The sequence below is a fragment of the Phenylobacterium sp. genome, assembly GCF_036563285.1.
In the GTDB taxonomy this organism is placed as follows: Bacteria; Pseudomonadota; Alphaproteobacteria; order Caulobacterales; family Caulobacteraceae; genus Phenylobacterium.
On sequence record NZ_DATCMR010000011.1, the window covers coordinates 1,197,836 to 1,222,775 of the forward strand.

Consider the following 24,940-nt stretch of genomic DNA (forward strand, 5'->3'; position numbering starts at 1 on the left):
GTCGCAGCCCGCGGGGCGCCGCTGCGCCGCTTTGCGCGGCGGAAGGCTTCCGTGCTAGCCCGGCGGTGAGGGGTCGAGGCCGCAGCATGACGTCACTGGAGCAGATCGCGCGCGGGTCGCCGCTGTCGGGCGACGAGCGGCGCCAGCTCATGCGCGTCATGCCGCCGAAGCTGGACGGGGCGGGCGTGTGGCTGGTGATCCCTTGTTATCGCGTGAAGGCCCACATCCTCGACGTGATCCGCAAGACGCCGCCGTGGATCGAGGGGATCGTCTGCGTCGACGACGCCTGTCCGGACGGCTCCGGCGACTTCATCGAGGCGCAGAACACCGACCCGCGGGTGGTGGTGGTGCGCAACGCCCAGAACCAGGGGGTCGGCGGCGCGACGCTGGCCGGCTACCGCGAGGCGGTGCGGCGGGGCGGCCAGGTGCTGGTGAAGGTCGACGGCGACGACCAGATGGACCTGGGCTACGTCGCCCACCTGGTGGCGCCGATCCTCCTGGGCGAGGCGGACTACGCCAAGGGCAACCGCTTCACCTCGATCAGCCACCTGAAGACCATGCCGACGGTCCGGGTGCTGGGGAACGCGGCGCTGTCCTTCGCGGCCAAGCTGTCCACCGGCTACTGGAACATCTTCGATCCCACGAACGGCTACACCGCCATCGAGGCGACGGTGGCGCGGATGGTGATGGAGAAGCGAGTCTCCAAGCGCTTCTTCTTCGAGACCGACCTGCTCTACCACCTCGGCACGCTTCGGGCGGTGGTGCGCGACGTGCCCATGCCGGCGCGCTACGCCAACGAGGTCTCCAACGTTCGCATCAGCCAGGTGGTGGGACCGTTCGCGCTGAAGCACCTGATGAACTTCGTCCAGAGGGTGCTGGGCCAGTACTTCGTCCGCGACTTCCATGCGGCGAGCCTGGAGCTGGTGTTCGGGGTCTTCTCCCTGCTGTTCGGCGTCGGCTACGCGGCGCACTACCTTGCGACGCGCGTGCCGGGTCAGGCGGCCTCGGCCGGCGTGGTCATGGCCGCCGCCCTGCCGGTGATCCTCGGCGCCCAGTTCCTGCTGCAGGCGATGAACTTCGACGTGCTGAACGTGCCCACCCGGCCGATCCATCCGTACCTGCGCACCATCGCCCGGATGGAAGCCGAGGAGACGCAGGCGTGAGCCCCAAGGACGTCCTGCTCTGCTCGGCCTTCGCCGTGGTGATGCCCGCCGGCCAGGTCATGTTCAAATGGGCGGCGGTCTACAACGAGAAGCTCTCCGGGCCGGTGCTGAAGCGCCTGTTCTCGAACTACCCGCTGATGGGCGCGGGCGTCTGGTACGCCATGACCGCGCTGCTGTGGTTCTACATCCTGACGCGGGTGCCGCTCTCCACCGCCTATGCGTTTGCGCTGGTGGGCGCCTGCCTGGTGCCGGCGATGGGCTGGCTAGTGTTCAAGGAGCAGCCGTCCTGGACCATGGGGGCGGGCTACCTGCTGATTTTCGCCGGGCTGTTCCTGGTGGTCGGACGCCACCCGGCATGAGCGAACCGCGCCGGCTTTCCACCTATGCCGCCCCTGTGGTCGTGCTTGCAGGCTGGGCCGTCGTGCTGGCGCTCAACCTGCCTGGCCACCTCTCCGTCGACTCGGTGCTGCAGCTCTACGAGGGCCGCTTCCACGTCCGCCAGACCTGGGGGCCCGCGATCTACGCGTGGATGCTCGGCGCCTTCGACGCGGTATCGCCCGGGACGAAGGCCTACCTGGTGTTCTCCACGGCGCTCCTCTTCGGCGCGTGGCTGTGGCTGACGCGCATCGCGGGCCGCGCCCACTGGATCGCCGCGGTCGTGGCGGCGGCGCTGATCCTCACGCCCAACATCCTGATCTACCAGGGCATCGTCTGGCGGGACGTGATGTTCGCCAACTGCGCCGTGCTCGGCTTCACGGCGCTCGCCGCCGCGGCAGAGCGGTGGGCGGACGGCCGCCGCGCATGGCTGGCGATCGCCCTGTCGGTGCTGGCGCTATCCGTCGGCGCGCTGGTGCGCCAGAACGGGCCGATCCTGTGGCCGCTGGGCGCCATCGCGGTGGCCTCGGCTGCGCCGGTGCGCACCCTGCGCGGCCGAGTGGGCTGGGGCGGCGGCTGGCTCGCCGCGGTGGTCGCGGTGACGGCCGTATTGTCCGTCACCGCGCTTCCCACCGGGCCCGGCCTCGACAAGGCCAACGCCCGCGGCATGCGGCTGCTGCAAATCTACGACCTGGCAGGCGCCGTGCACCGAGAGCCGGCCTATCCGCTGCCGGCGCTGGAGCGCACCAGTCCGACGGGCGTGGCGATCATGCGCGAGCACGCCGACCAGTACTGGTCGGCCCAGCGCATCGACTTCCTGAACAACATCCCCAACGTGAAGAACAGCTTCAACGCCATGCCATCGGACGCGGTCCAGGCGGAGTGGCTGAGGCTCGTCCTCCACCGGCCGGACCTCTACCTGGCGATCCGGGGCGACGTGCTGCGCTGGGTGGTGACGACGCCGGAAATCGACGCCTGCGTGCCGATCCACGTGGGGATCGACGGGCCGCAGCCGTTCGCGCAGAAGCTCGGCCTCGCCGTCGGCCAGACACCGGACCAGCAGCGGCTCTACAACTATTCGACCTATTACCTCGACGGCCCGGTGATGCGGCATGTGACGTGGGCGGTCCTGGCCGCGATCTGCGCGGTTGTCCTGCTGATCCGTCGCCGTCGCGCGGACCTGCCGATGGCCGGGTTGCAGCTGGGCGCCCTTGCCTTCGCGGCGAGCTTCTTCCCGCTCTCGCTGGCCTGCGACTACCGCTATCTCTATCTCGTAGACCTCGCGGCGATGACGGGGCTGTTCTACCTGGCGCTGGACCCGAAGCGGCTCATCCAGGTCTCGGCGACGTCCAGGCGCGGGCGCGCGGCTTCCACAAAGCGGTAGAGCGAGAGCTGCCGGCCGACGCCGAAGCTCTTCACCCGCACATCCTCGAACACCGCGCTTACCAGCCGCTCGATCTCGTCAGCGCGGTTGACGTGCTCGTGGGCCATAAGCTGGCCGTAGTCGAGCCCGTGCCGCAGCCGGAACTCCAGGCCCGTGGTCGCCATCCAGCCCAGCTTCCACAGGAACCCGCCTTCGGCCGGAATCGCCGCACGAAACGAGCCGCCGGTCTCCAGCAGCTTGGCCGCGCGGGCCAGCACCAGGGGCAGATCGCAGATGTGCTCCAGCGCCGCCACACTGGTGATCCGGGCGTAGCGGCGCTCGGCGGGGACTTCGGCGATATCCGCGAACACGTCGCGCACCCGGCCGCGCACCGCCGAGCCCTCGAAGAGCTGCCGGAAGGGCTCGACGATGTCGTAGGCGGCCCCGGGCGGCTCGTAGGCCAGCTGGTTCAGCGTGCCGGCGCCCAGTTCCAGCGTGGGCTTGGCCGCATTGCGTACATCGGCAGCGACCTGCCTGTGCATCCAGGCTTCGAGGCGCTGGGCGAGGGAGGCCGCGGTGGTCTCGCCGGAGCGGTTCTCCTGGTACTGGCGGACATAGATCGCCTGCAGCTTCTCGGGCAGCGGCGGGCGCGTCTTCGGGAAGCGGGCGAGCAGGGCGTCGGCGGAGGCCACGCCTCAGCTCTCCGCCAGGATCCGGTCGAGCTGGGCGCCTGCCCGCGCATAGGCGTGGCGCAGCGCCTCCAGCTCGGCTTCCAATGCCTGCAGCCGGGCCTCCTTCTCGGCGACCTCCCGCAGACTCTGTTCCTGCAGCGCGGTCACGTCCGACTGCCACTTGGCCTGGATGGTCTCGATGTCGCGTTGCATGTCGGTGCGCAGCTCGTCGGCCTTCCGGCGGTCCCAGGCGAGCTGCTGCTTCAGCTTGTGGGCCTCGCTCCGCAGCACGTCCATGTCCCTCGCCGCGGGCGAGACCAGCATGCCGAACTCGCCCTTCCGCCGCACCAGCTCGGCGGTGGCCTGCTGTAGGGGCGCCACCTCGCGGATCTGACCGGCCGCGGCCGCCTCGAACCATGCGAGCACCGGCTGGGCCAGGGCGCCCGCCCAGCCCAGGGCCTCCAGCCCCTCGTGGGTCGTGTTGTGCCGCAGGTCCGGCGACAGGAACCGGTCGATGGCGACGCCAGCTTCCCGGGTCAGGGCCGGCAGGGGCGCGCCCAGCGCGGCCTCGGCGCGGGCCACCTCCGTCCGCCAGTCCGCCAGCAGGGCGTCATAGCTCACGAAGGCGCGGGGAAGGTCGCGGGTGTGGACCTCAGCCGCCAGCATGTAGGCGCACCAGAGCAGCACCGACTTCTCCGGCGGGAAGCCGTCGCGCCTGGCCAGCGAGCCGGCGACCGCGAGCGGGTGGCGGACCGGGATCACGCAGCGCGCCTCCAGCGCCAGGTCCGCGAACAGGTTGCGCCAGAAGGGCAGCAGGACCGTGATGCGGGGATCCTTCAGCAGGGGGTGGCGGTCGCCGCCGAACTCGTCCTCGAACAGCGCCTTGGCGCGGTCCAGGAAGTCGCGTTCGGCCGTCGGCTCCAGCGGCCGAAAGGGGTGGGCGAAGACGTCGTCCCAGGCCGAGCCCGCCGCATGCAGGCGGTCGTCATTGAACATCGCGATCGTCCAGGGCTCGAAGTAGCCCTTGGCGTTATGCTCGTCGCCCGGCATCAGGTTGGCGGGGAGGTCGCAGCCGGCCAGCGCCAGGAGCTGGGTGACCGCCGAGGTGCCGGAGCGGTGCATGCCCAGGACCAGCCAGGCGGCGCGCACGTCGGCTTCGGGGTCTTTCTTCGGCGTCATCTAGCGGTCCGGCGCGGTTGATCGGGCAGGCCTTCTGTTGCACACAAGCCCTTGGCGCTGCGAAGGGAAAATTGAGCCGCATGGCCGTCACGGCCGCGATCGACGAGGTCTATCGGGTCATCTCCGCAGCGGTCGACGGCGCCTTCTACCGGTCCGCCTATCCGGACGTTGCGGCGGCGGGCCTGGACCCCGTGCGCCACTACGCCGAATCGGGCTGGCGCGAGGGACGCGACCCGGTCCCCTGGTTCTCCAGCCGCGCTTACCTAGACGCCAATCCGGACGTCCGGTCCCGCGGCGTCGAGCCCTTCTTCCACTACCTCACCGCAGGCCGTCGGCAGGGCCGGGAGATCGAGCCCTCCGACCGAGCCGAAGCCTACCTCGCTGCGCTGTCGCGCGCTGGCCAGTCCTATGGCTGGAGCTTCCAGCCCCTGGAGACCGCTCCCGCCCCGCTCGACCTCTCCGAGCCCGGGCCGCCGCCGATGGAGGACCCTCCGGCAGAGCCGGAGCCCGCCCCGGTCGAGGACCCGCCGCCCGAGCCTGTCTCCGAGCCCGCTCCGGAGCCGCAGGCCGGGCCGACGGCGGAAGAGCTCCGGGCTCTCGACCGCGCGGTCGTCGAGCCGGAGTTCGACGCCTACTGGTACCTGCAGAACTACCGTGACGTGGCCGCCGCAGGGGTCGACCCGCTCGACCACTTCGTCGCCTCCGGCTGGCGCGAGGGCCGCAATCCCACGCCCTGGTTCTCCATTCGTGACTATCTGGAGACGAACCCGGACGTGGCGCTCGCCGGGGTGAACCCGTTTGTCCACTACCTGCGCGACGGCCGCCGTGAAGGCCGCGAGCCGCGCCACCGGCGCGGTTTCCGCTACGACATCATCGAGAACCTCACGCCGGCGACCGCGCGTGTGGCACGCGCCCGGACCCTCGCGGCGAAGATCGACGCCAAGCCGGTCGAGGCGCTCGTGAAGGCGCTGCAGAAGTCCCGCACCGGCCTGCGGGACCTGCACATCAGCTTCAGCCACGACGACTACCGCCAGCACCTCGGCGGGGTACAGCTCTGCCTGCAGCGCGAGGACCTCGCCTTTGAGCGCCTCTGCCGTGACCACCTGCACATCCTGCCGGCCAAGGCCTGGCCAGTGACGCGGGAGCCCGGCGAGCCCGGACAGCTCGGTGTGGTGTTCAACCGCCAGCGAATCGGCTCCTTCGCGCCCGCCGACGTGGCCGAGGCGCTGCGCCGGGCGGCCCCGCTGCCGGGTCGCCGCAGCTTCGCGGTGCACAGCCTGCTCGGGCACACCGCCGATGAGGTCGCCGACATCGTCGAGGCGGCGGGGCTGACGGCCGGCTTCTTCTGGCTGCACGACTTCGCCAGTCTTTGCGCCGGCTTCCACCTGCTGCGCAACGACGTGGAGGACTGCGCGGCCCCGCCGCCGGACAGCGGCGGCTGCCGGATCTGCACCTACCTGCCGCTGCGGCGCCGCCACCTCGACCAGCACGGCCGGCTGTTCGAGCGGCTGGACCTCACGGTGGTCGCGCCGTCGGAACCTACGCTGAAGCTCTGGCGCGAGAGCTGGGATTATCCGCACGCGGGGGAGGTGGTCCTGCCGCACGCCGCCCTGATCCCGCGCGGTCGCGGCCTGCGCCCCGGGCCGCGGCCGCTGCGGGTCGCGTTCGCGGGCACGCCATCGGCGCTGAAGGGATGGCCGATCTTCCGCGAGCTGGCGGTGCGCCACGCCCAAGACGACCGCTACCGGTTCTACCACCTCGGCGGCCGCCGGCAGCCGGGCCTGCCCGTCGAGTTCCTCGAGGTGAGCGTCGGCCGCGAGACCCCGCACGCCATGCGCGACGCCCTCGAGGCGCTGGACATCGACGTCGTCCTGGTCTGGCCGATCTGCCGCGAAACCTTCTCCTTCACGGCCTACGAGGCGGTCGCGGCGGGCTGCGCGGTGATCACCTGGCCCGACAGCGGCAACGTGCAGGCCTTCGCGCGCGCCGGGGGACACGGATGGGTGCTGGACGACGAAGCCGCCCTCGAGGCCGCGTTCGTATCCGGCGAGGCAGAAGCCCTGGGCCGTTCGCGACGCAAGCCCAAGCTCTACGACCTGCAGTTCAGCGCCATGACCGCCGACCTCGTGGAGGCCGGGACATGAAGGTCGTCGTCTTCTCGAGCTTCACCTTCACCTACCTCAACCGCGCCCGCGTCCTGTTCCAGACGCTGGCCGAGTTCCACCCCGACTGGGAGCGGGTGGCGCTGATCACCGATGAGCCGCCGCCGGGTTTCGTCTTCGATCCCTCGGACGAGCCGTTTCACCGCGTCGTCTGGGCCAGTGACCTGGGCATCGAGGCCTTCGACGCATGGCTCTTCAAGCACGACGTGGTGGAGGTCTGCACCGCGGTGAAGGGCCCTTTCATCCACCAGGCCTGCGCCTCGGGCGCGGACGTGGCCATCTATCTCGACCCTGACACGGCCCTGTTCGGTCCACTCGACCCGCTGCTGGAGCACCTGGCGGACCAGGACATCGTGCTGACGCCCCACCTGATCGACCCCAACGACGACCCGCTGGCCATCCTCGACAACGACGTCGCCGCGTCCAGGACCGGCATCTTCAACCTGGGCTTCGTGGCGATCCGCACGAGCGGCGAGGGCGCCCGTTTCGCCCGATGGTGGAACGAACGCCTGCTGCAGTTCTGCTACGACGACATCCCGAACGGGCTCTTCGTCGACCAGCGCTGGTGCGACCACGTGCCGGCCTTGTTCGACCGCGTGAAGGTGCTGCGCGACCCCGGCTACAACGTGGCGTCCTGGAACCTCTCCCGGCGCAAGGTGACGGTGGAGAAGGACGGGCGGATCACCGTCAACGGGCAGCCCCTGCGCTTCTGGCACTTCACCAAGCTCGGCCCGATGGGCGACGTGATGACCCGCCGCTACGCCCGCGACAACCACCCCGTCTACGAGATCTGGAACTGGTACCGCGCCCGCGTCCGGGCCGCGACGGATCCGGCCATGCCGGAGCGCTGGTGGGCGTACGAGACCTATGCGGACGGGTCGGCCATCGAGAAGGCGCACCGGGTGCTCTACCGCCAGCGGCCCGACCTGCAGGCGGCTTTCCCGCATCCGTTCGAAGGCGGCTACCAGCAGTGGCTGGCGGAGAACGCATCGTGAGCCACGCCGCCAACGATCCGCTCGCCATCGACCTCGCCGGCCGACTCGAAGCGGTCGCTGACCGCGTAGCCGCCCTGCGGGCGAGATTGGCCGAGGCCGAGCGCGAGGCGAGGCAGGCGGTTGTGCGCGAGGCCGCGGCGCGCACCGAGCTCACCGCCGCCCTGACCGCCGCCCTTCTGGCCCGCGCCGAGGCCCAGGCCGCCGCCCGCAAGGCGCGGTGGGAGGCCTGGCGCTCCGCCCAGCGGCCCCGCCAGGGCGTAGCGCAGCGGCTCCGCGCCCGCTTCTCGGCTCGGGCCCCGGCCCCGGCGCTCTTCGACGCAGACTGGTACCTCGCCGCCAATCCCGACGTGGCCGGCGCCGGCCGCCGGGCCCTGGAGCACTACCGGGACCTCGGCGCCGCCGAAGGGCGCAGCCCCCATCCCCTGTTCGACGCGGTCTTCTACGTCGGCGAGGGCGCCTGCCCTGACCGCGAGGACCCGCTGTCCCACTACCTGCGGGTCGGCTGGCGCGAAGGCCGCAGCCCCCATCCGCTGTTCGACCCCGACTGGTACCGGGCCCAGGCGCGCGACGCCGAGCTCGCGCCGCTGGTGCACTACGCCGAGGAGGGCTGGCGCCAGGGGCTGTCGCCGCATTCGCTGTTCGATCCCGCTTGGTACCTGGCCCAGAACCCGGACGTCGCGCAGGCCGGCGCCGAGCCGCTGGCGCACTTCGTGAGCGTCGGGGCCGGGGAAGGGCGCAGCCCCGGGCCCTGGTTCGACCTGCCGTCGTATGTCGCCGCCCGCGGTGCGGGGCTCGCGGCAGGCGTGAACCCGCTCGTCGACTATCTGCAGGGCGGCGCCTGGCTCGTGGCGGAGACCCGCCCGGGCTTCCCCACCGCGGCCTACCTGGCTTCGCGTCCGGAGCTGGTGGCGGAGGGCCTCACGCCGCTGGAGCACTGGGCGCGGCAGGCGCGCTGAGCGGCGGCACGCCCAATGCCTCGAGCCCGCGCCAGATCTGCGCGTAGTAGGGCTCGACGTAGTGGAAGGGGCTCGCGCCCCACCGGTGCCCGGCGTCGGCGAGGCGGTGCGGCGAGGCCTCCACCACGGCCATCTGCGGCATGACCTCGAGGAAATGCGCCTCGTAGCGGGCGAGCAGCGCGTTGTGGTCGGCAATCGACAGGGGCTGCGGCGTCTCGCGGAACGGCTCTGCGTAGGCCAGGGGCCCGCGCCGGCCTTCGGCGTCCAGGCTCTCGTGCGCCCATCGGGCCGAATGCAGGACGAGGCTGGCGTCCTTCAGCGGCGTGGCCCGGACCAGGGCGGCGAACTCCGCCGCGGCGTCGCGCCACAGCCCGTCACAGGCGTCCGACAGCCGTGGGATCACGCGGGCGCCCGCAAACGCCGGCTGGCTGCGGTAGCCCGAGACCTCCAGCTCCCAGCTGTGGGTGACGATCGTCCCGCCGGCCGACAGCAGGTCGAAACGCTCGTCCACGAAGTCGAAGATCAGGTGGGATGGTCGGAACGCCACCAGCCGCGCCAGGGCGGTCTTGCGGAGGTCCTCGATGACCGCCCGGTGCTGGTGGGCGCCGAGCGGCTCCGGGGTCTCCGGCGATGGCGCGAAGCCGGCCAGCGGCGGCGCCATCAGGCTCGCGAGACTCGTCCGTGAGATGAACAACAGCTCAGTCGCCGCCTCGCCGCGGACCGGCCACAGGTCGCGGGTGATGCAGCTGCCGATGATGGCCGTGCGCGCCATGGACCTTTCAAGCCTCGCCGTACGTTCCTAGCGCGGCCGGGACGGAGCCGCGGCATTGACATATAGCAGGTCGAATCGCATCTCTCCGCCCGCTCCGGACGTTCGGGGCGGGACGCCGGTCAACCCTGTCTGCCGAACGGCGTTCACCCCAAATAAGCCACCTTTGCGGTATCCACGGCGGCACGGAAGAACGGGACGGCCCGGCGAATGAAATTCCTGACGTTCCTGGCGAACCAGCCCGACAACGTGCTGACCCACGCCCTGAAGGAGGCCCGCAAGCCGTTCGCCGTGGCGGCCGTCTTCAGCTTCTTCTCAAACCTGCTCTACCTCGCCCTGCCGCTCTACACCTTCCAGGTGTACGGCCGGATCATGGTCAGCCAGAACCAGTCGTCGCTCTGGATGCTGACCTTCGTGACCCTGTTCGTGTTCGCCGTTTCCAGCGCGATCGATGACTATCGGGCGCGCATCCTGATCAACTACGGCGTGGTGCTGGACCAGCGGGTCTCCGGCCGGCTGTTCTCGGGCCTGTTCGACGCCGCCGTGCGCGGCGACCAGGGCGCGCGGGCGCAGGCGCTCCGCGATCTCGACCAGTTCCGCATGACCCTGACCGGCATCGGCGCGGCGGCCTTCTTCGACCTGCCCTGGATCCCGGTGTTCCTGGGCGTGCTGTTCATCATCGACCCCCTGGTGGGCGTGGTCACCACGGCCGGCGCCATCGTGCTGCTGGGGCTGGCCATCTGGCAGGCCAAGGCCATCGGCTCGACGATGCGGGAAGCCAACGACGCGGCCCTGAAGAGCTACGCCTTCACCGAAGCCGCCCTGCGCAACGGCGAGGTGGTGCGCGCCATGGGCATGCTGCCGACGCTGGGCCAGGCCTGGGCCAGCCACCGGGCGGTCACCATCGAGCGGGGCGCCAGCGCCGCGGAGCTCTCGAACACCTTCACCGACATCATTAAGGCGTTCCGGATGGGCATCCAGGTGCTCACCATCGCCATCGGCGCCTGGCTGATCCTGAAGGGCAAGATCCACCCCGGCATGCTGTTCGCCAACATGATCCTGGCGAGCCGCGCCCTGCAGCCGATCGAGAAGATCGTCGGCGCCTGGGAGCCGCTCAACAACATGGTCCGCGCCCACGACCGGCTGCAGAAGCTGCTCGCCCGCGCCGAGCCGCCGACCAGCTCCACCTCGCTGCCCCGGCCTCGCGGCCGCCTGACGGTGGAAGGCGTGAATTTCGCGCCCCAGGGCGCCAACAAGCTGGTGCTGGCCAACATCAACTTCGCCGTGGAAGCCGGCGAGGTGATGGGGGTGATCGGCCCCTCCGGCGCCGGCAAGTCGACGCTCGCCCGCCTGCTGGTGGGCATCTGGAAGCCGGTCAACGGAGCGGTGCGCCTCGACGGCGCCGACGTGTTCTCCTGGGACCGGGCGGACTTCGGCCGCCACATCGGCTACCTGCCGCAGGACACCGAGCTGTTCTCCGGCACGGTGCGCGACAACATCGCCCGCTTCCGCGCCGACGTGACCGACGAGCAGGTGGTCCGCGCCGCCCAGCTGGCCGGGGTGCACGAGTTGGTGCTGCGCATGCCGAAGGGCTACGACACCGAGGTGGGCGAGGGCGGCGTGATCCTGTCCGCCGGCCAGCGCCAGCGGGTGGGCCTGGCCCGCTCCATGCTGGGCGATCCGGCCTTCATCGTCCTGGACGAGCCCAACGCCAGCCTCGACGTCGAGGGCGAGGAGGCCCTGCTGCGCGCGATCGACGCCATGAAGGCCAACGGCGCCACCGTGGTCATCATCTCGCACAAGCCGGGCATCTTCCGGCAGGCCGACAAGATGCTGGTGCTGCGCGAGGGCCGCGTCGAGCTGTTCGGCCCGCGTGACCAGGTGATGGCGCGGCTGATGAAGCCCGCGGAAGTGCGCAGCATCGAGGCCGGCCGATGAAGCTCGACATCACTCCCGTCCGCTCGGCCTACGTCGCCCCCACCTTCGGCGGCGACGACAAGGCGCCGGTCGATCCCGCGCTGCAGCGGCGGATGCGGCGGCCGATGATCGTCGGCGCGCTGGTGATCGGGTTCCTGGTGGTGGGCCTGGGGGTCTGGGCGGCGTTCGCCAGCCTGCCGACCGCCATCTCCGCCCCGGGCGAGCTTCGGGTGGAATCGAACCGCAAGGTGCTGCGGGCCCGCGAGCTCGGCACCATCCGCCAGATCCTGGTCAAGGAAGGCCAGTACGTCCGGGCCGGCCAGCCGCTGCTGATCTTCAACGACGTGGAGGCCCGCGCCGCGGTGGACGTGCTGCAGGGCCAGTACGACCAGCTGCTGGCCCAGAACGCCCGCTTCACCGCCGAGGCGACCGGCCGGCCGACCATCAGTTTTCCGGCCGAGCTCACCGCCCGCTCGGGCGACCCGCGAGTGGCCGGGCTGATCAGCCAGCAGGAGTTCCTGTTCAACGCCCGCCTGCAGACCTACCAGGACCAACTCGGCGTGCTGTCGCAGCGCATCGAGCAGTCGCAGAACCAGATCGCCGGCAACCAGGCTCAGGTCGATTCGGTCGAGGAGCAGCGCAAGTACACCGCCGAGGAGCTCGCGGGTTACGAGAAGCTCAATGCCCAGGGCTATGCGCCCAAGACCCTGATCCTGCGATACCAGCGCAGCATGGCCGAGCTGGCGGGTCGCCGCGGCTCGCTCATGGCCGAGATCAACCGCCTTCGCCAGCAGATGGGCGAGACCCGCATGAACATGGCCACCCTGCGCAGCAACCGGCAGAGCGAGGCGGCCGAGGGCATGCGCCAGGCGCAGGTGCAGCTCGCCGACGTGGGCCCCCGCCTGACCGCCGCCCGCCAGAGCCTCGAGTCCAAGGTCGTCCGCTCACCCGTCGACGGCTACGTGTTCAACCTGAAGCAGTTCACGGTTGGCGGCGTGACGGGCGCCGGCGAGACCCTGATGGACGTGGTGCCCGCCGGTCAGAACATGGTGGTCACGGCCACGGTCAAGCCGCAGGACATCGAGAAGGTGAAGGTCGGCATGGACGCCCGCGTCCGCCTCGTGGGCCTAAACCAGCGCTGGAACGATCCCCTGCCGGCCAAGGTCGCCGTGGTGTCAGCCGACGTGCTGACCAACGACCAGACCGGCATCTCGTTCTACCGGGTCGACCTGAGCATCGCGCCGAAGGACCTCAAGCTGCTGAAGCCCGGCACCAAGCTGACCCCCGGCATGCCGGCCGAGGTGCAGATCGTCACGGGCGAACGGACGGTGATGGGCTACCTGATTTCTCCGATCACGGACACGATCGAGGACGCCTTCAACGAGGAGTAACCTTGCGGCAACGGCTGCCCGTTACACGCCCTCAGGCAGGGCTTTTTGCTGTTGCGCATTTGACCGTGTTCCGATAGGTCTTCCGTCGGCCTCGTTTAACCTTCGCCGCAGCCCCGTGTTGCGGCGCTTGGGATAATGGACCGCTGGGACTGCTCCATCGGGGATGGGGGTCAGGCGAGCCGGGGGTCCGTGTGACACAGACTGGAGAGACTAATGGCGACTTACATTTTTGAATCGATGACGGACGCGCAGGGGGCGACTTACGAGCAGTCCACTGACACCGTCTTCGTGCTCGACGCGAACACGTCCGCGAACGAGATGACGGTGCTCTACAACACCACCGTCGTCCCGCCGTCGGCCACCACCACGGGTTCGACCACCGTCACCGCGACGGTCGTGAACAACGTGACCGGTAAGACGGTGAACTTCGGCACGGGCGTGCTGGGCGAGCAAGACTGGCAGTTCACCGATGGTTCGGACCTGCTGATCGGCTCGACCAACGCTGACAGCGTGACCTTCACGACCGGTAACGACGGCATGTTCGGCGGGCTCGGCGACGACTCGATGAACTCGGGCGCTGGCGACGACGTGCTGCAAGGCAACGGCGGCAACGACTCCGAAAACGGCGCGGCCGGCAACGACACCATCTACGGCGGCCAAGGCAACGACAGCCTCGACGTCGCGGCTGGCACCAACTACGCCCAGGGCAACATCGGCAACGACACCATCCTCGCCACCGGCGCGGCTGCTACGGACGCCAACACCCTGCTGGGCGGCCAAGGCAACGACTCGGTTGTCGGCGGCGCTGGCAACGACTTCCTGAACGGCAACCTCGGTGACGACACCGTTGTGGCCACCGGCGGTCGCGACACGCTCCTCGGCGAAGATGGCAACGACTCGATCAACGCCACCGGCGTGGTCGGCGGCACCATCACCGGCGGCGCCCACAACGACACGATCAACCTCTCGGGCGCCCTGACGTCTCTGACGACGATCAACGGCAACGCGGGGAACGACACGATCACGTCGTCGGCCACCCTCGGCACCGGCGGCTCGCAACAGCTGTCGGGCGGCCAAGGCAACGACTCGATCGTCTCGTCGGGCAACGTCGTCACCTACATCGACGGCAACCTGGGCAACGACTCGATCAACTCGGGCACGGCCAACGACACCCTGCTGGGTGAAGACGGTGACGACAGCATCCTCGACACGGGCGGCCGCAACACGGTCACCGGCGGCGCGGGCAACGACACCATCAACCTGTCGGGGACTGCCACGACGGATAACGACAACGTCTTCGCCGGCGACGGCAACGACACCATCACTGACCAAAGCACTGGTGGCCGGAACACCCTCGACGGTGGCGTCGGCAACGACAGCATCACGTCGGCGGCGGGCACGGATCAGGTGATCGGCGGCGACGGCGACGACACGGTCCTCGGCGGCGCTGGCGGTGACACCGTCAACGGCGGCGCGGGCAACGACCTCGTCAACGGCGGTGCGGGCACCGACAACCTGTTCGGCGGCACGGGGAACGACACGTTCTTCTTCGCCTCGAACGAGTCGGCCAACACCCAGGGCAACCAGGACCGCATCTTCGACTGGTCCGGCACCAATGACGTGCTCGACTTCCAAGGCCTGGGCGCCGGCACCTCGGCGAACTACGAAGAAGAAGTCGGCGCCACTGACTTCTCGGACGCGGCGACCATCGCCGAGAACGAGTTCAATGGCACCGTCACCTACGTGGCCATCCAAGTGGGCAGCGACGTGGTGGTCTTCGCCGACAACGGCACGAACGCCGGTTCGCTTGACGCCAACGACACGGCGGTGGTGCTGGTCGGCCGCACGCTGGCCGACCTGGCCGACGACGGCTCGAACATCATCTAAGCTTCGGCTTCGGATGTAGGACTGGGGGCCGCCCTTCGGGGCGGCCCTTTTTCTTTGCGCCTTCCGTCAGCGGCGCGGTGCGGCTACAGCCCTGACCCATGATTTCGAACAACGCGGCGCTCTTTCTCCATCCGGGCGGTTACGACACCTCGGGCCCCCACCTCCTCGGCCGGCTCTCCGCCGGCGAAAGCTTCCTGCGCGGTTTCGTGCGCCACGCCGAGGTGGACCGCTTCCACTTCTGGAACGCCGGCGGCCGAGGCCAGCCGGAGCTCGACGCCCTCGTGCAGCGCATCGAGGCGCCGTCCCGGCCGATCAACTGGATTGCCCAGACCAACCGCCGCGGCCTCGCCGAGGCCGGCGTGCTGAACCTCCCGGGGCCCGGCCTCAACACCGAGGCCTTCCACCGCCGGCCGCTGGGCCCGCGCCTCTACGGCGTCTGCGGCATCACCCATACCACTGCCACCGCCCGGATCATGCAGGCCATCGCCGAGACCCTGATCGCCCCGGTGGAGGACTTCGACGCCCTGATCTGCACCTCGGAGGCGGTGCGCCACTCGATCGAGACCCAACTCGACGGCATGCGCGCCTACCTCGCCGAGGAGTTCGGCCCCAAGCGCCGGCCCGAGCCGATGCGCGTGACAATCCCGCTGGGGGTCAACGTGGACGACTTCGCCACCTCGTCGGAGCACCGCAAGGCGTGGCGCGAGCGGCTGGACATCCCCGAGGACGCCGTGGTGGCTCTATTCGTCGGCCGGTTCGACGTCCGCGGCAAGATGAACCCGGCGCTGATGGCGCTGGCCCTCGAGCGCGCCGCCAAGGCCTCGTCGAAGCCGATCTACTGGGTGAACTCCGGCTGGGCGGGTAGCCTGGAGGTGGAGGAGAACTACCACACGCAGTCGCGTCTCCTGTGCCCCTCCGTGCACTACCGCAACGTCGACGGGCGCCCGCCGGACGTGCGCTTCTCGATCTGGTCGGTGGCCGACTTCTTCATCAGCTTCTCGGACAACATTCAGGAGACCTTCGGCCTGACGCCCGTAGAGGCCATGGCCGCGGGCCTGCCCTGCGTGGTGACCGACTGGGACGGCTACAAGGACACGGTGCGCCACAAGGTGGACGGGTTCCGGGTGCCGACCATCGCGCCCGGGCCGGGCAACGGCGCCGACCTCGCCTACTGGTTCGACAACCAGTGGATCAACTACGACAACTACATCGGCGCCACGGCCCAGTTCACCGCCATCGACTATGTCGCCGCCGAGGAGTTCATCCTCGCCCTGGTCGAGAACGAGGACCTGCGCCTGCACATGGGGGCCCAGGCCCAGGCCCGCGCCCGTAGCGTGTTCGACTGGGCGGCGATCGTCCCGCAGTATCAGGCGCTCTGGGCCGAGCAGAACGCGCGGCGGCTTTCGAAGCAGGCGGAGGCGCCCATCCGCTTCAACCCCTATCGGCCGGATCCCTACACCCTCTTCCAGAGCTACCCGACCCACCACCTGTCGCGGCAGTTCAAGGTCCAAGTCTCGCCGGGCCTGACCTGGGAGGAGGCGCGCGACCTGCTGAACAGCCCGATGGCCATATACAGCATGTTCAACCGCCCGACCCTGGAGGAGTGCCAGCAGGTCCACACCTGGCTGGGCGAGCGCCCCGGCGCCACCGTCGAGCAGGTTGTGGAGATCTTCCCGGCGCACCGGCGGCCGCATGTGGAGCGGGGCCTGCTCTGGCTTGCCCGCTACGGGGTGATCCGGCTCACCCCGCAGGGCTGAACGGGAGCCCAGAAAAGCAACGGCCGGACGGTGGACCTTGCGATCCGCCGTCCGGCCAAAGCGACACAGCCATGGAGAGCTAGGCTGACACCTCAATCTAACCCAAAGCTTCGCCGGGCGAAAGCGAATCCCTGAGCCGATCGCGGGATAAGTTGCGCGGATCGACGCGGCGGCGGGTGGGGGCGGGGCGACGCGAGAAGGAACGAGCAGTTTGCACAACATCAACTTCCAGCAACTGTCGACCCAGCAGGCCCTGGCCATTGCTGACGGCCTGGCGCAGGCCGAGCACTACGACTTGGCCGCCCAGGCCTATCGGTCGCTGCTGCGCGCCGCGACGGCGGCGGACCAAGTACGAATCCGGGTGAGACTCGGGCTGGCGCAGGCGCCCAAGGCCCGCACCCCCGCCATGCTTTCGACGCTGCACACGCTCGAGGCTGGCCTCAGCGGTGTCTTCGTGGGCGAGTGCCTGGCCACCTGGGAGAAGACCCTGCCGTTCTTCGAGGACGCGCGCTTCATAGAACTCGCGGACCGCCACGCCGACCTGTTGCCGGTCCCCAACTGGCACTGGAACCTGCAGACGGCGCTCTGGGCCGTGCAGAAGACGCAAGGGGTGGCGGGCGACTTCGTCGAGTTGGGGGTCTTCAAGGGCCACACCACCCTGTTCTGCGCCGAGTACGTCGGCTTCGCGGACTGGCCCAAGCGCTGGTTCCTATACGACACCTTCGACGGCATCCCGGAAGACCAGCTGGACGAGGGCTGGGCTGAGAAGAACAAGGCCGTCTATTCCGAGAGCTACTCCTTCGAGGAGGTGCGCGACCGGTTCGCCCAGATGCCGAATGTAACGGTCGTGCAGGGCCGCGTCCCGGAGGTGCTCGCCGACACCAGCCCAGAGCGCATCGCCTTCCTGCACGTGGACCTCAACAACTCGACCGCCGAGGTGCAGGCCCTTGACGTGCTCTTCGACCGGGTGACGTCCGGCGGCGTGATCCTCTTCGACGACTACGGGTGGCTCAGCTCGCGCGCCCAGCGGGACGCCGAGAGGGCCTGGTTCGCCGCGCGCGGCCTGCACATCCTGTCCCTACCGACCGGGCAGGGGCTGTTCATCAAGGACTAGTCGAAACCGACCCCGGTGAGCTCGCGCAGCCGGGCGAGGTCACGGGCGTAGAGCGTCCGCAGGTAGTGGGCGTCCTCCGGGGCCAAGTCCGCGCCGACGTCCCTACCGACGTGGATCGACTGCGGCTCAGGCGCGGGGGCCTCAGCGGCCCCGATGAACGCCCGCACCTTCGCCAGCTCGGGGCCGGGAGCATCGCGCAGCGCCTCCGACGTCAGGATCAGCACCTGCTCCTTCGCAAACAGCGCGAACAGCCGCTCCACCTGCTCGGCGTAGAATCCGCGCTCCACATAAGAGAATTCGCGGTGATGGCCCCAGGGCTCGGCGTCGAACAGCCGCCGCCGTCCCTCGCGGATGCACCAGGAGAACGGGTCGGTCTCCGCCCCGCGGGCATACTCCATGCGCCAGTGCGACCAGGCCCGTTCCACGGGGTCACGCAGCAGCAGCACGATGCGCATGGCCGCATTGTAGCGGGCGATCCGCTCCAGGCTGCCGGGCCAGTAGGCGTAGATCGGCGTCGCTTCGCCCCGGGGTCCCTCGGCCTCAGCGGGGAAGTGGGCGTGGTAGGCCGCGTAGTCCGGATGCGCCCAGTCCTGGGTCTCGTCGTCGAAGAAATGCACTTCCTTGGGCTCGGCGAGGGCCACGCCGCCCTGCTGGCCGAGGTAGGCGTGGAGCGCCGTCGTGCCGCCCTTCTGCACGCCGGCGATCAGGAAGCTCACGAGCGGCGCCGCGGCCATCACCGGTCCTTCTCTGGACGGGCTGCGATCGCGGAGGCCATCAGGTCGTAGAAGTCGCGGGCGAAGCGCTCAGGCTGGCCGAGCGGCCGGGCCAGTATCCGCTCGCGCGCCGTGTTGCGCAGCTCCGCGATACGGGCGGGCGAGCCGGCCAGCTCGACGGCGATACGCACATAGTCCTCCACCGTCGCGGCCGCGAGCTCCGGCAGCCCCGCATTGCTGAGGATCGATCCGCTCAACCGTTCGAACACCGCCTCGCCGACCAGGCTCACGGTCGGCACCCCCATCCAGAGCGCCTCGCACGTCGTGGTGCCGCCGGTCAGGGGGAAGGTGTCCAGCGCGATGTCCATCTGGCCGTAGAGCTCACGCACCTTCGCCCGCCCGCTGACGGCGTGGAAGTCCAGCCGGTCGACCGCCACGCCCTCCGCTGCGAAATGCCGGGCCACGCTGTCGCGGAAGCCGGGGGCCCCGGCCTCGGGACGCACGATCATGAACCTGGAGCCCGGAACCGCGGCGAGCACGCGGGCCCAGGTGCGCAGCAGGCGAGGGTTGTACTTGTAGGCGTCGTTGGCCGTCCCGAAGGTGACGTGGCCGGTCCGCTCGACGGGCGTGGTCTGCTCGACCCGCGGTTCGGGGTGGAAGGCCGCCGGGGTCATGCAGATCCAGCTTTCCGGCATCAGCAGCGGCTCTTCTACGAGCAGGTCCTTCCGCGGCGGGACCAGGTAGGGATCGGCCACGAAGTAGTCCATGGCCGCCAGGCCCAGAGAGTGCGGGTAGCCCAGCCAGCTCGCCTGCCGCGGGGCGGGCTTGTAGGCCAGGATGCCGGGCCGGCTCCCCAGAGGACCGCTGAGGTCCAGGAGGATGTCCAGCTCGTCGGCGGCGACCACCTCCGCCGCTGCGCGGTCGTCCGGCGGCAGCTGCCGGAAGGCCGTCACCCGGCTGGCGATGCGCTCCTGCACATAGTCCGGGGCCCTGGGGAACGGCGCGTAGCAGAACAGCTCGAACCGTTCGTCCAGGTGCTGGAAGAGCGGCTGGGCGAAGAAGGCCACGACGTGGTGGCGCAGGTCGGGGGAGAGGAAGCCGAGCCTGTGCTTGGACCCGGGGGCGCGACTGCGGGGCCGTACGATCGGCCGATCGGCCGCCCGCCGTTCGAGAGATCCTGCCCAGAGCCGGTGCTGATGGAGCACCTCCAGGCGGTCCTCGTCCGTCTGCACCTTGGCCATCTGCAGCAGCAGGTTGGCCGGCTGGTCGTGCTCGGCGGCATAGCGCCCCAGTTCGCTGAGCCCGCCCAGCGCCTCTGCCTGCTCGTACTGCGCGCCCCGCCAGAGGATGCCGGCGGCCAAGGTCCTGGCGCTAGGCGGCAGCCGGGGCAGCACGCCCAGGATCAGCTCGACCGCCTCCTGCAGGTGTGGACCTTCCAGCAACGCGCGGTGCGAAAGCCCCTGGGCCAGCGCCACTGTGGCGTCGACGTGCTGCGGGTCCAGCTCCAGCGCCCGGCGCAGGTGCAGGATCGCGCTCTCCCGATCGTCGGCCCAGGCAATGTTGGCCAGGGCCACATGCGCCCAGGCGGCCCGCGGATCGGTCCGCAGCGCATGCGCCAGCGCCTGGCGCGCGGCCTGGCGGCGCCCGGCGCTGAGCGCCGCGCGGACTCCCGGCATCACTTTCGACCGCAAATCGGACATCGCCGGGATTTGTGGAGCACCGCCCCTTGGCGTCAATCCGTCCGCGGCTCGCCAGGCGGCTTCATCCCCCGCCCCCTTCGCGCTAAGAGGGGCGAGCGAGACGGGCCGGGGGCGGCTGGAGACAGAATGAAGACGGTCATCCTGGCAGGCGGACGCGGCACCCGCATCTCCGAAGAAAGCACGCTGAAGCCGAAGCCGATGATCGAGATCGGCGGCCGCCCGATCCTCTGGCACATCATGCAACTGTATTCGCACTACGGCTTCAACGACTTCGTCGTGTGCCTTGGATACAAGGGCTACCTGATCAAGGAGTACTTCGCGAACTACGTGCTCCACAACGCCGACATCACCGTCGATCTCGAGCGCGGCGAGATCGAGTACCACGCCAAGAACCACGAGCCCTGGCGCGTCACCCTGGTGGAGACGGGCGAGGAGACCATGACGGGGGGGCGCCTCAGGCGCGTGGCGAAGTACCTCGACGCCGACCAGCCGTTCTTCATGACCTACGGCGATGGGGTGGCGGACCTCGACATCCGGGCGCTGGCGGAGTTCCACAAGGGCCATGGCCGCGAGGCGACCGTAACCGCCGTGCTGCCGCCGGGCCGCTTTGGGGCGCTGGAGATCGTGGAAGGCCAGGTGCAGCGGTTCATCGAGAAGCCGTCGGGCGACAATGGGCTCATCAACGGCGGCTTCTTCGTGCTGCAGCCGAAGGTGATAGACCGGATCGCCGGCGACGAGACCATCTGGGAGAAGGAGCCGCTGGGCGGCCTGGCCCACGACGGCCAGCTGATGGCCTTCCGCCACGAGGGCTTCTGGGCCCCGATGGACACGGTGCGCGAGAAGATCATCCTCGAGGAGCTGTGGGCCTCGGGCGAGGCGCCGTGGCGCAGGTAGATCCCGGCTTCTGGGCCGGCAAGCGGGTCCTGCTTACCGGCCACACCGGCTTCAAGGGCGCCTGGGCCGCGATCTGGCTGGCGCGCTTGGGGGCCAAGGTCACCGGGCTTGCGCTCGAGCCGGACCAGGATCCGAGCCTTTTCGAGCTCGCCGGCGTGGGACATATCGTGGACTCCCGGATCGCCGACCTGCGCGACCAGACTGCGGTCGAAGCGGCGCTTTCCCGAGAGGCATTCGACCTCGTCCTGCACATGGCCGCCCAGCCCATCGTGCGCACGGCCATCGCCGACCCCGTCGCGACATTCGCCTCGAACGTGATGGGCACCGCCCACCTGCTGCAGGCGCTGCGCGACCACCCGGCGTTGAAGGTCGTCCTGGTGATCACCTCCGACAAGGTTTACGCCAACGCGGAGGCCGGTCGGGCCTTCACGGAAGCCGACGCGCTGGGCGGCAAGGATCCCTATTCGGCCTCCAAGGCGGCGACGGAGATCGTCACCGCCAGCTTTGCGAGGAGCTACTTCGACAAGGCCGGTGTGCCGGTGGCGACCGCCCGCGGCGGCAACGTCATCGGCGGCGGCGACTTCTCCCGCGACCGGCTGGTGGCCGACATCGTCCGTGCCGCGCGCGGGCAAGAGCAGGTGGTGCTGCGCCATCCCGAGGCCACCCGGCCCTGGCAGCACGTGCTGGACTGCGTGGCCGGCTACCTCGTCCACGCCCAGGCCCTGGCGACGCGGCCGGACGCGCCGCGAGCGCTGAATTTCGGTCCGCGTCCGGGCGGGCCGGAGGTCACGGTGGGCGAGCTGGCCACCCTGGGCGTGGAGGCGCTGGGCGCGCAGCCCTGGCGGCACGAGCCCGATCCGTACTCGCTGGAGGCCAAGTCGCTGGCCATCGACGCCACCCTGGCGCGGCAGGCGCTCGGCTTCGAGAGTCGGCTGGACGCACGGCAGGCCGTGGCGCTGACCATGGACTGGTACCGCCGCCAGGCGAACGGCGAAGACGCGCTCGCCTTGTGCCGGGAGCAGATCGAAGGCTACGAAGCCCGCCTATGACCGCTCCCGCCTGCCGTTTCTGCAGCGCCCCGCTCACCCACACTTTCGTGGACCTGGGTGACCAGCCGCTGGCCAACAACTACCTGACCCGAGAGCAGCTCGAGGCCGGCGCCGAGCAGGCATATCCGCTGCATGCGCGGGTCTGCGCGAAGTGCTTCCTGGTGCAGGTGGACGACGTGGTGCCGGCCGACGCCATCTTCGACGACGCCTACGCCTATTTCTCCTCCTATTCGGCCAGTTGGGTGGAGCACGCCCGCCGCTACGCCGAGGCGATGACCGAGCGGCTGAACCTCGGCCCCGAGTCCCTGGTGGTGGAGGTCGCGAGTAACGACGGGTACCTGCTGCAGCACTTCGTGGCCAAGGACATCCCCGTCCTGGGCATCGAGCCCACCGCCAACACCGCCGAGGCTGCGCGGGCCCGTGGCGTCGACACTGAGGTGATGTTCTTCAACGAGGAGACGGCGGTGAAGCTCGCCGCCCGCGGCGTTCGCGCCGACCTGGTGGCGGCCAACAATGTGCTGGCCCACGTGCCGCGGATCGGGGACTTCGTGGCCGGGTTCCGGCACGTGCTGAAGGACGAGGGCGTGCTGACCTTCGAGTTCCCGCACCTGCTGAACCTCATCGAGAAGGTGCAGTTCGACACCATCTACCACGAGCACTTCTCGTACCTGTCGCTGGTGGCGGTGGAGCAGGTGCTCGCCGCCAACGGGCTGCGGCCCTTCGACGTGGAGCTGCTCCCCACCCACGGCGGGTCGCTGCGGCTGTTCGTCTGCCAGGCCGGGTCCGGTCACGAGGAGACCGACGCGCTGCGCGCCCTGCGCGAGCGCGAAGCGGCCGCGGCCCTCTCGCGGATCGAGAGCTACCAAGGCTTCACGCCCCGCGTCGAAGCCGTCCGCGCCAGCTTCCGCAAGTTCCTTGAGGACGCCGCGGTCGAGGGCAAGCGGGTGGCCGCCTATGGCGCCGCCGCCAAGGGCAACACCTTCCTAAACTACTGCGGCGTCACGGCTCGGGATATCGTCGCGGTCTTCGACGCCAATCCGGCGAAGCAGGACCGCTTCCTGCCCGGCAGCCACGTGCCGGTCCTCGCGCCGGACTCCGTGAAGTCGATCAAGCCCGACTACGTGGTCATCCTGCCCTGGAACCTGAAGGACGAGATCATGGGACAGTTGTCGTACATCGACGGCTGGGGTGGCCGGTTCGTCGTGGCGACGCCGGAGACGCAGGTGGTCCCCTGATGCGGTTCTCCCGCACCGAGATCGCCGGCGTGATGGTGGTGGATATCGAGCCGCACACCGACGAGCGTGGAGCCTTTGCGCGACTGCACTGTCCCGACGAGTTCGCTGCCGCGGGCTGCCCGTTCACGCCGGCACAGACCAGCCTGTCGCGAAACACCCACGCCGGCACCCTGCGCGGCCTGCACTACCAGCCGGCCCCGCACGCCGAGGTGAAGCTCGTCCGCGCAATCCGCGGGCGCATCTTCGACGTGGCGGTGGACCTACGCGCGGACAGCCCGACCCACAGCCGCTGGACCGCGACCGAGCTTTCCGCGGAGAACGCCCGCGCGCTGCTGATCCCGGAGGGCGTCGCCCACGGCTTCCTCACCTTGGAGGCCGACACCGACGTGCTCTACCAGATCAGCCCGGCGTTCGAGCCCGGCCACGAAGCGGGCGTGCGCTGGGACGATCCGGCGTTCGGCATCGAGTGGCCGGCGCCGCCGAAGGTCATCTCGGCCCGCGACGCGAGCTATCCCGACTACCCAGACTAACCACCGCGCGATCTGCTAGGAGATCGGCGCTCAACGACGACAGGTGACGCTTTCATGGCTGACGACAAGGCGCTGGATGCGCTCTCCCGCATCTCGGAGAGGGACGACTGGCGGGCCGCCTTCATCCGCCAGCTGCTGGCCTTCGAGGGCGCCATCGAGGCGCCCGGCGTGGACGTGCGCGAGGAGCTGACCGGCCCGCTGGTGGACGCCCTCTACGACGACGACCAGGTGGTGCGGAAGACGCTCTCGACCGGAGTCACCTTCGAGTTCCTGTACCGCTCCAAGATCGCCCGGGACTTCGTCATGTCGCAGCCCGAGAGCCCTGATCACGCCTGGGAGCCAATGACCAGCCGGATCCTGGTGAATCTCGCGAAGGGCGCGCAGCAGGTGGTGATCGGCGGCGCCTACTTTGGCGACCACGCCGTGCTGATCGCCCGAGAGATCGCGGCGGGCGGCGGCGTGGTGCACGCCTTCGAGCCCAACAGCCAGCAGCGCGCCATGCTGGCCCGCAACGCCGAGATCAACGGCCTCCCCAACATTCTGCCGCGGCCGGAGGGTCTGTGGCACGACAGCTCCACCAACCTGAAGCTCGTCGGCTACGACAGCTTCGCGAGCGCAGAGACTGCCGAGGCAGGGGCCGAGGACAGCTTCAAGACGGTCACCATCGCCGACTACCTGGGCGCCAACGGCGTCGAGCGGCTGGACCTGATCGTGCTGGACATCGAGGGAGCGGAGCTGGGCGCGCTGAAGGGCGCCGAGCCCTTCCTGAACCAGCCGCCCGGCCAGGCGCCGAGCATCCTCTTCGAGGTGCACCGGCATTACGTCGACTGGTCGAATGGCATGCCGAACACCGAGATCGTGAAGTTCCTCACCGACCGCGGCTATACCGTCTTTGCGCTGCGTGACTTCAACTCCAACTACGACCTCGCAAAGCACCCGATCGAGCTCATCCCGGCCGACGCCATCCACCTGGAGGGGCCGCCGCACGGCTTCAACATGGTGGCGGTGAAGGACCCGAAGGTGTTCGAGAGCGACGGCTACCGCATCGTCCGCGACGTCAGTCCGAAGTACCTGCGCCACAAGGATCCCAAGCTGCACCACCCGGTGGGCGGGCTGTAGA

The 24,940-nt window shown here is 69.7% G+C and carries 21 protein-coding genes; 16 read left to right on the top strand and 5 right to left on the bottom strand.

Annotated elements, in window-relative coordinates; translation table 11 throughout:
• The first annotated feature begins 86 nt into the window (after window positions 1–86).
• From VIL76_RS16725 to VIL76_RS16735, 3 genes are read left to right on the top strand one after another with little or no spacing between them, the layout of a single operon-like run.
• Window positions 87–1,163, top strand: coding sequence for a glycosyltransferase family 2 protein (locus VIL76_RS16725; RefSeq protein ID WP_332046169.1), 1,077 nt, complete (start codon window positions 87–89; stop codon window positions 1,161–1,163).
• A complete protein-coding gene (locus VIL76_RS16730; RefSeq protein WP_332046170.1) occupies window positions 1,160–1,522 on the top strand; it encodes an EamA family transporter in 363 nt (120 codons plus the stop codon). Before VIL76_RS16725 ends, VIL76_RS16730 begins: the two co-directional genes overlap by 4 nt.
• Window positions 1,519–2,922: a hypothetical protein gene (locus VIL76_RS16735; RefSeq protein ID WP_332046171.1), complete on the top strand. Its 1,404-nt coding sequence runs from the start codon at window positions 1,519–1,521 to the stop codon at window positions 2,920–2,922. The genes VIL76_RS16730 and VIL76_RS16735 overlap by 4 nt, the downstream gene beginning before the upstream one ends.
• Here VIL76_RS16735 and VIL76_RS16740 read toward each other — a convergent pair.
• A complete protein-coding gene (locus VIL76_RS16740; protein WP_332046172.1) occupies window positions 2,841–3,593 on the bottom strand; it encodes a hypothetical protein in 753 nt (250 codons plus the stop codon). The two genes, VIL76_RS16735 and VIL76_RS16740, sit on opposite strands and share 82 nt — an antisense overlap.
• 3 nt (window positions 3,594–3,596) lie before the next feature.
• Window positions 3,597–4,751: a hypothetical protein gene (locus VIL76_RS16745; protein ID WP_332046173.1), complete on the bottom strand. Its 1,155-nt coding sequence runs from the start codon at window positions 4,749–4,751 to the stop codon at window positions 3,597–3,599.
• Between the two features lie 80 nt (window positions 4,752–4,831).
• Here VIL76_RS16745 and VIL76_RS16750 point away from each other — a divergent pair, with 80 nt between their 5' ends.
• Genes VIL76_RS16750 through VIL76_RS16760 form a run of 3 tightly spaced genes read left to right on the top strand, consistent with a single transcriptional unit; the run spans window position 4,832 to window position 8,864 of the window.
• On the top strand, window positions 4,832–6,895 hold the full coding sequence (locus tag VIL76_RS16750) for a hypothetical protein (RefSeq protein WP_332046174.1): 2,064 nt from the start codon (window positions 4,832–4,834) through the stop codon (window positions 6,893–6,895).
• Window positions 6,892–7,908 (top strand): hypothetical protein, encoded by a 1,017-nt coding sequence (locus tag VIL76_RS16755; RefSeq protein ID WP_332046175.1) that lies wholly within the window; start codon window positions 6,892–6,894, stop codon window positions 7,906–7,908. The genes VIL76_RS16750 and VIL76_RS16755 overlap by 4 nt, the downstream gene beginning before the upstream one ends.
• The gene (locus VIL76_RS16760) at window positions 7,905–8,864 is read left to right on the top strand and encodes a hypothetical protein (RefSeq protein ID WP_332046176.1); all 960 of its coding nucleotides are present in this window, start codon (window positions 7,905–7,907) and stop codon (window positions 8,862–8,864) included. The genes VIL76_RS16755 and VIL76_RS16760 overlap by 4 nt, the downstream gene beginning before the upstream one ends.
• Here the strand turns inward: VIL76_RS16760 and VIL76_RS16765 are convergent.
• Window positions 8,827–9,636: a DUF6270 domain-containing protein gene (locus tag VIL76_RS16765; protein ID WP_332046177.1), complete on the bottom strand. Its 810-nt coding sequence runs from the start codon at window positions 9,634–9,636 to the stop codon at window positions 8,827–8,829. The two genes, VIL76_RS16760 and VIL76_RS16765, sit on opposite strands and share 38 nt — an antisense overlap.
• A 207-nt stretch (window positions 9,637–9,843) precedes the next feature.
• On the opposite strand from VIL76_RS16765, the gene VIL76_RS16770 reads away from it, so the two are divergent.
• The 5 genes from VIL76_RS16770 to VIL76_RS16790 all read left to right on the top strand — a co-directional run bounded on the left by VIL76_RS16770 (window position 9,844) and on the right by VIL76_RS16790 (window position 17,699).
• A complete protein-coding gene (locus tag VIL76_RS16770) occupies window positions 9,844–11,571 on the top strand; it encodes a type I secretion system permease/ATPase (RefSeq protein WP_332046178.1) in 1,728 nt (575 codons plus the stop codon).
• The gene (locus VIL76_RS16775; protein WP_332046179.1) at window positions 11,568–12,941 is read left to right on the top strand and encodes an HlyD family type I secretion periplasmic adaptor subunit; all 1,374 of its coding nucleotides are present in this window, start codon (window positions 11,568–11,570) and stop codon (window positions 12,939–12,941) included. Before VIL76_RS16770 ends, VIL76_RS16775 begins: the two co-directional genes overlap by 4 nt.
• 213 nt (window positions 12,942–13,154) lie before the next feature.
• A complete protein-coding gene (locus VIL76_RS16780; RefSeq protein WP_332046180.1) occupies window positions 13,155–14,828 on the top strand; it encodes a calcium-binding protein in 1,674 nt (557 codons plus the stop codon).
• A 98-nt stretch (window positions 14,829–14,926) separates the two neighbouring features.
• Entirely contained in the window at window positions 14,927–16,585 is a 1,659-nt protein-coding gene (locus VIL76_RS16785; RefSeq protein WP_332046181.1) for a glycosyltransferase family 4 protein, read from the top strand.
• A gap of 211 nt (window positions 16,586–16,796) precedes the next feature.
• Window positions 16,797–17,699, top strand: coding sequence for a TylF/MycF/NovP-related O-methyltransferase (locus VIL76_RS16790; RefSeq protein WP_332046182.1), 903 nt, complete (start codon window positions 16,797–16,799; stop codon window positions 17,697–17,699).
• On the opposite strand, the gene VIL76_RS16795 is transcribed toward VIL76_RS16790, so the two are convergent.
• Both VIL76_RS16795 and VIL76_RS16800 read right to left on the bottom strand, forming a co-directional pair.
• Window positions 17,696–18,433 (bottom strand): sulfotransferase domain-containing protein, encoded by a 738-nt coding sequence (locus tag VIL76_RS16795; RefSeq protein WP_332046183.1) that lies wholly within the window; start codon window positions 18,431–18,433, stop codon window positions 17,696–17,698. The two genes, VIL76_RS16790 and VIL76_RS16795, sit on opposite strands and share 4 nt — an antisense overlap.
• Window positions 18,433–20,088: a hypothetical protein gene (locus VIL76_RS16800; RefSeq protein ID WP_332046184.1), complete on the bottom strand. Its 1,656-nt coding sequence runs from the start codon at window positions 20,086–20,088 to the stop codon at window positions 18,433–18,435. Before VIL76_RS16800 ends, VIL76_RS16795 begins: the two co-directional genes overlap by 1 nt.
• 150 nt (window positions 20,089–20,238) lie before the next feature.
• Here VIL76_RS16800 and rfbF point away from each other — a divergent pair, with 150 nt between their 5' ends.
• The 5 genes from rfbF to VIL76_RS16825 are packed head-to-tail and all read left to right on the top strand — an operon-like array spanning window position 20,239 to window position 24,939.
• Entirely contained in the window at window positions 20,239–21,006 is a 768-nt protein-coding gene (rfbF, locus tag VIL76_RS16805) for a glucose-1-phosphate cytidylyltransferase (protein WP_332046185.1), read from the top strand.
• The gene (gene rfbG / locus VIL76_RS16810; protein ID WP_332046186.1) at window positions 20,994–22,055 is read left to right on the top strand and encodes a CDP-glucose 4,6-dehydratase; all 1,062 of its coding nucleotides are present in this window, start codon (window positions 20,994–20,996) and stop codon (window positions 22,053–22,055) included. The genes rfbF and rfbG overlap by 13 nt, the downstream gene beginning before the upstream one ends.
• On the top strand, window positions 22,052–23,290 hold the full coding sequence (locus VIL76_RS16815) for a class I SAM-dependent methyltransferase (protein WP_332046187.1): 1,239 nt from the start codon (window positions 22,052–22,054) through the stop codon (window positions 23,288–23,290). The genes rfbG and VIL76_RS16815 overlap by 4 nt, the downstream gene beginning before the upstream one ends.
• Window positions 23,290–23,820: a dTDP-4-dehydrorhamnose 3,5-epimerase gene (gene rfbC, locus VIL76_RS16820; RefSeq protein ID WP_332046188.1), complete on the top strand. Its 531-nt coding sequence runs from the start codon at window positions 23,290–23,292 to the stop codon at window positions 23,818–23,820. Before VIL76_RS16815 ends, rfbC begins: the two co-directional genes overlap by 1 nt.
• 54 nt (window positions 23,821–23,874) lie before the next feature.
• Window positions 23,875–24,939: an FkbM family methyltransferase gene (locus VIL76_RS16825; protein WP_332046189.1), complete on the top strand. Its 1,065-nt coding sequence runs from the start codon at window positions 23,875–23,877 to the stop codon at window positions 24,937–24,939.
• Window position 24,940 lies beyond the last annotated feature (1 nt).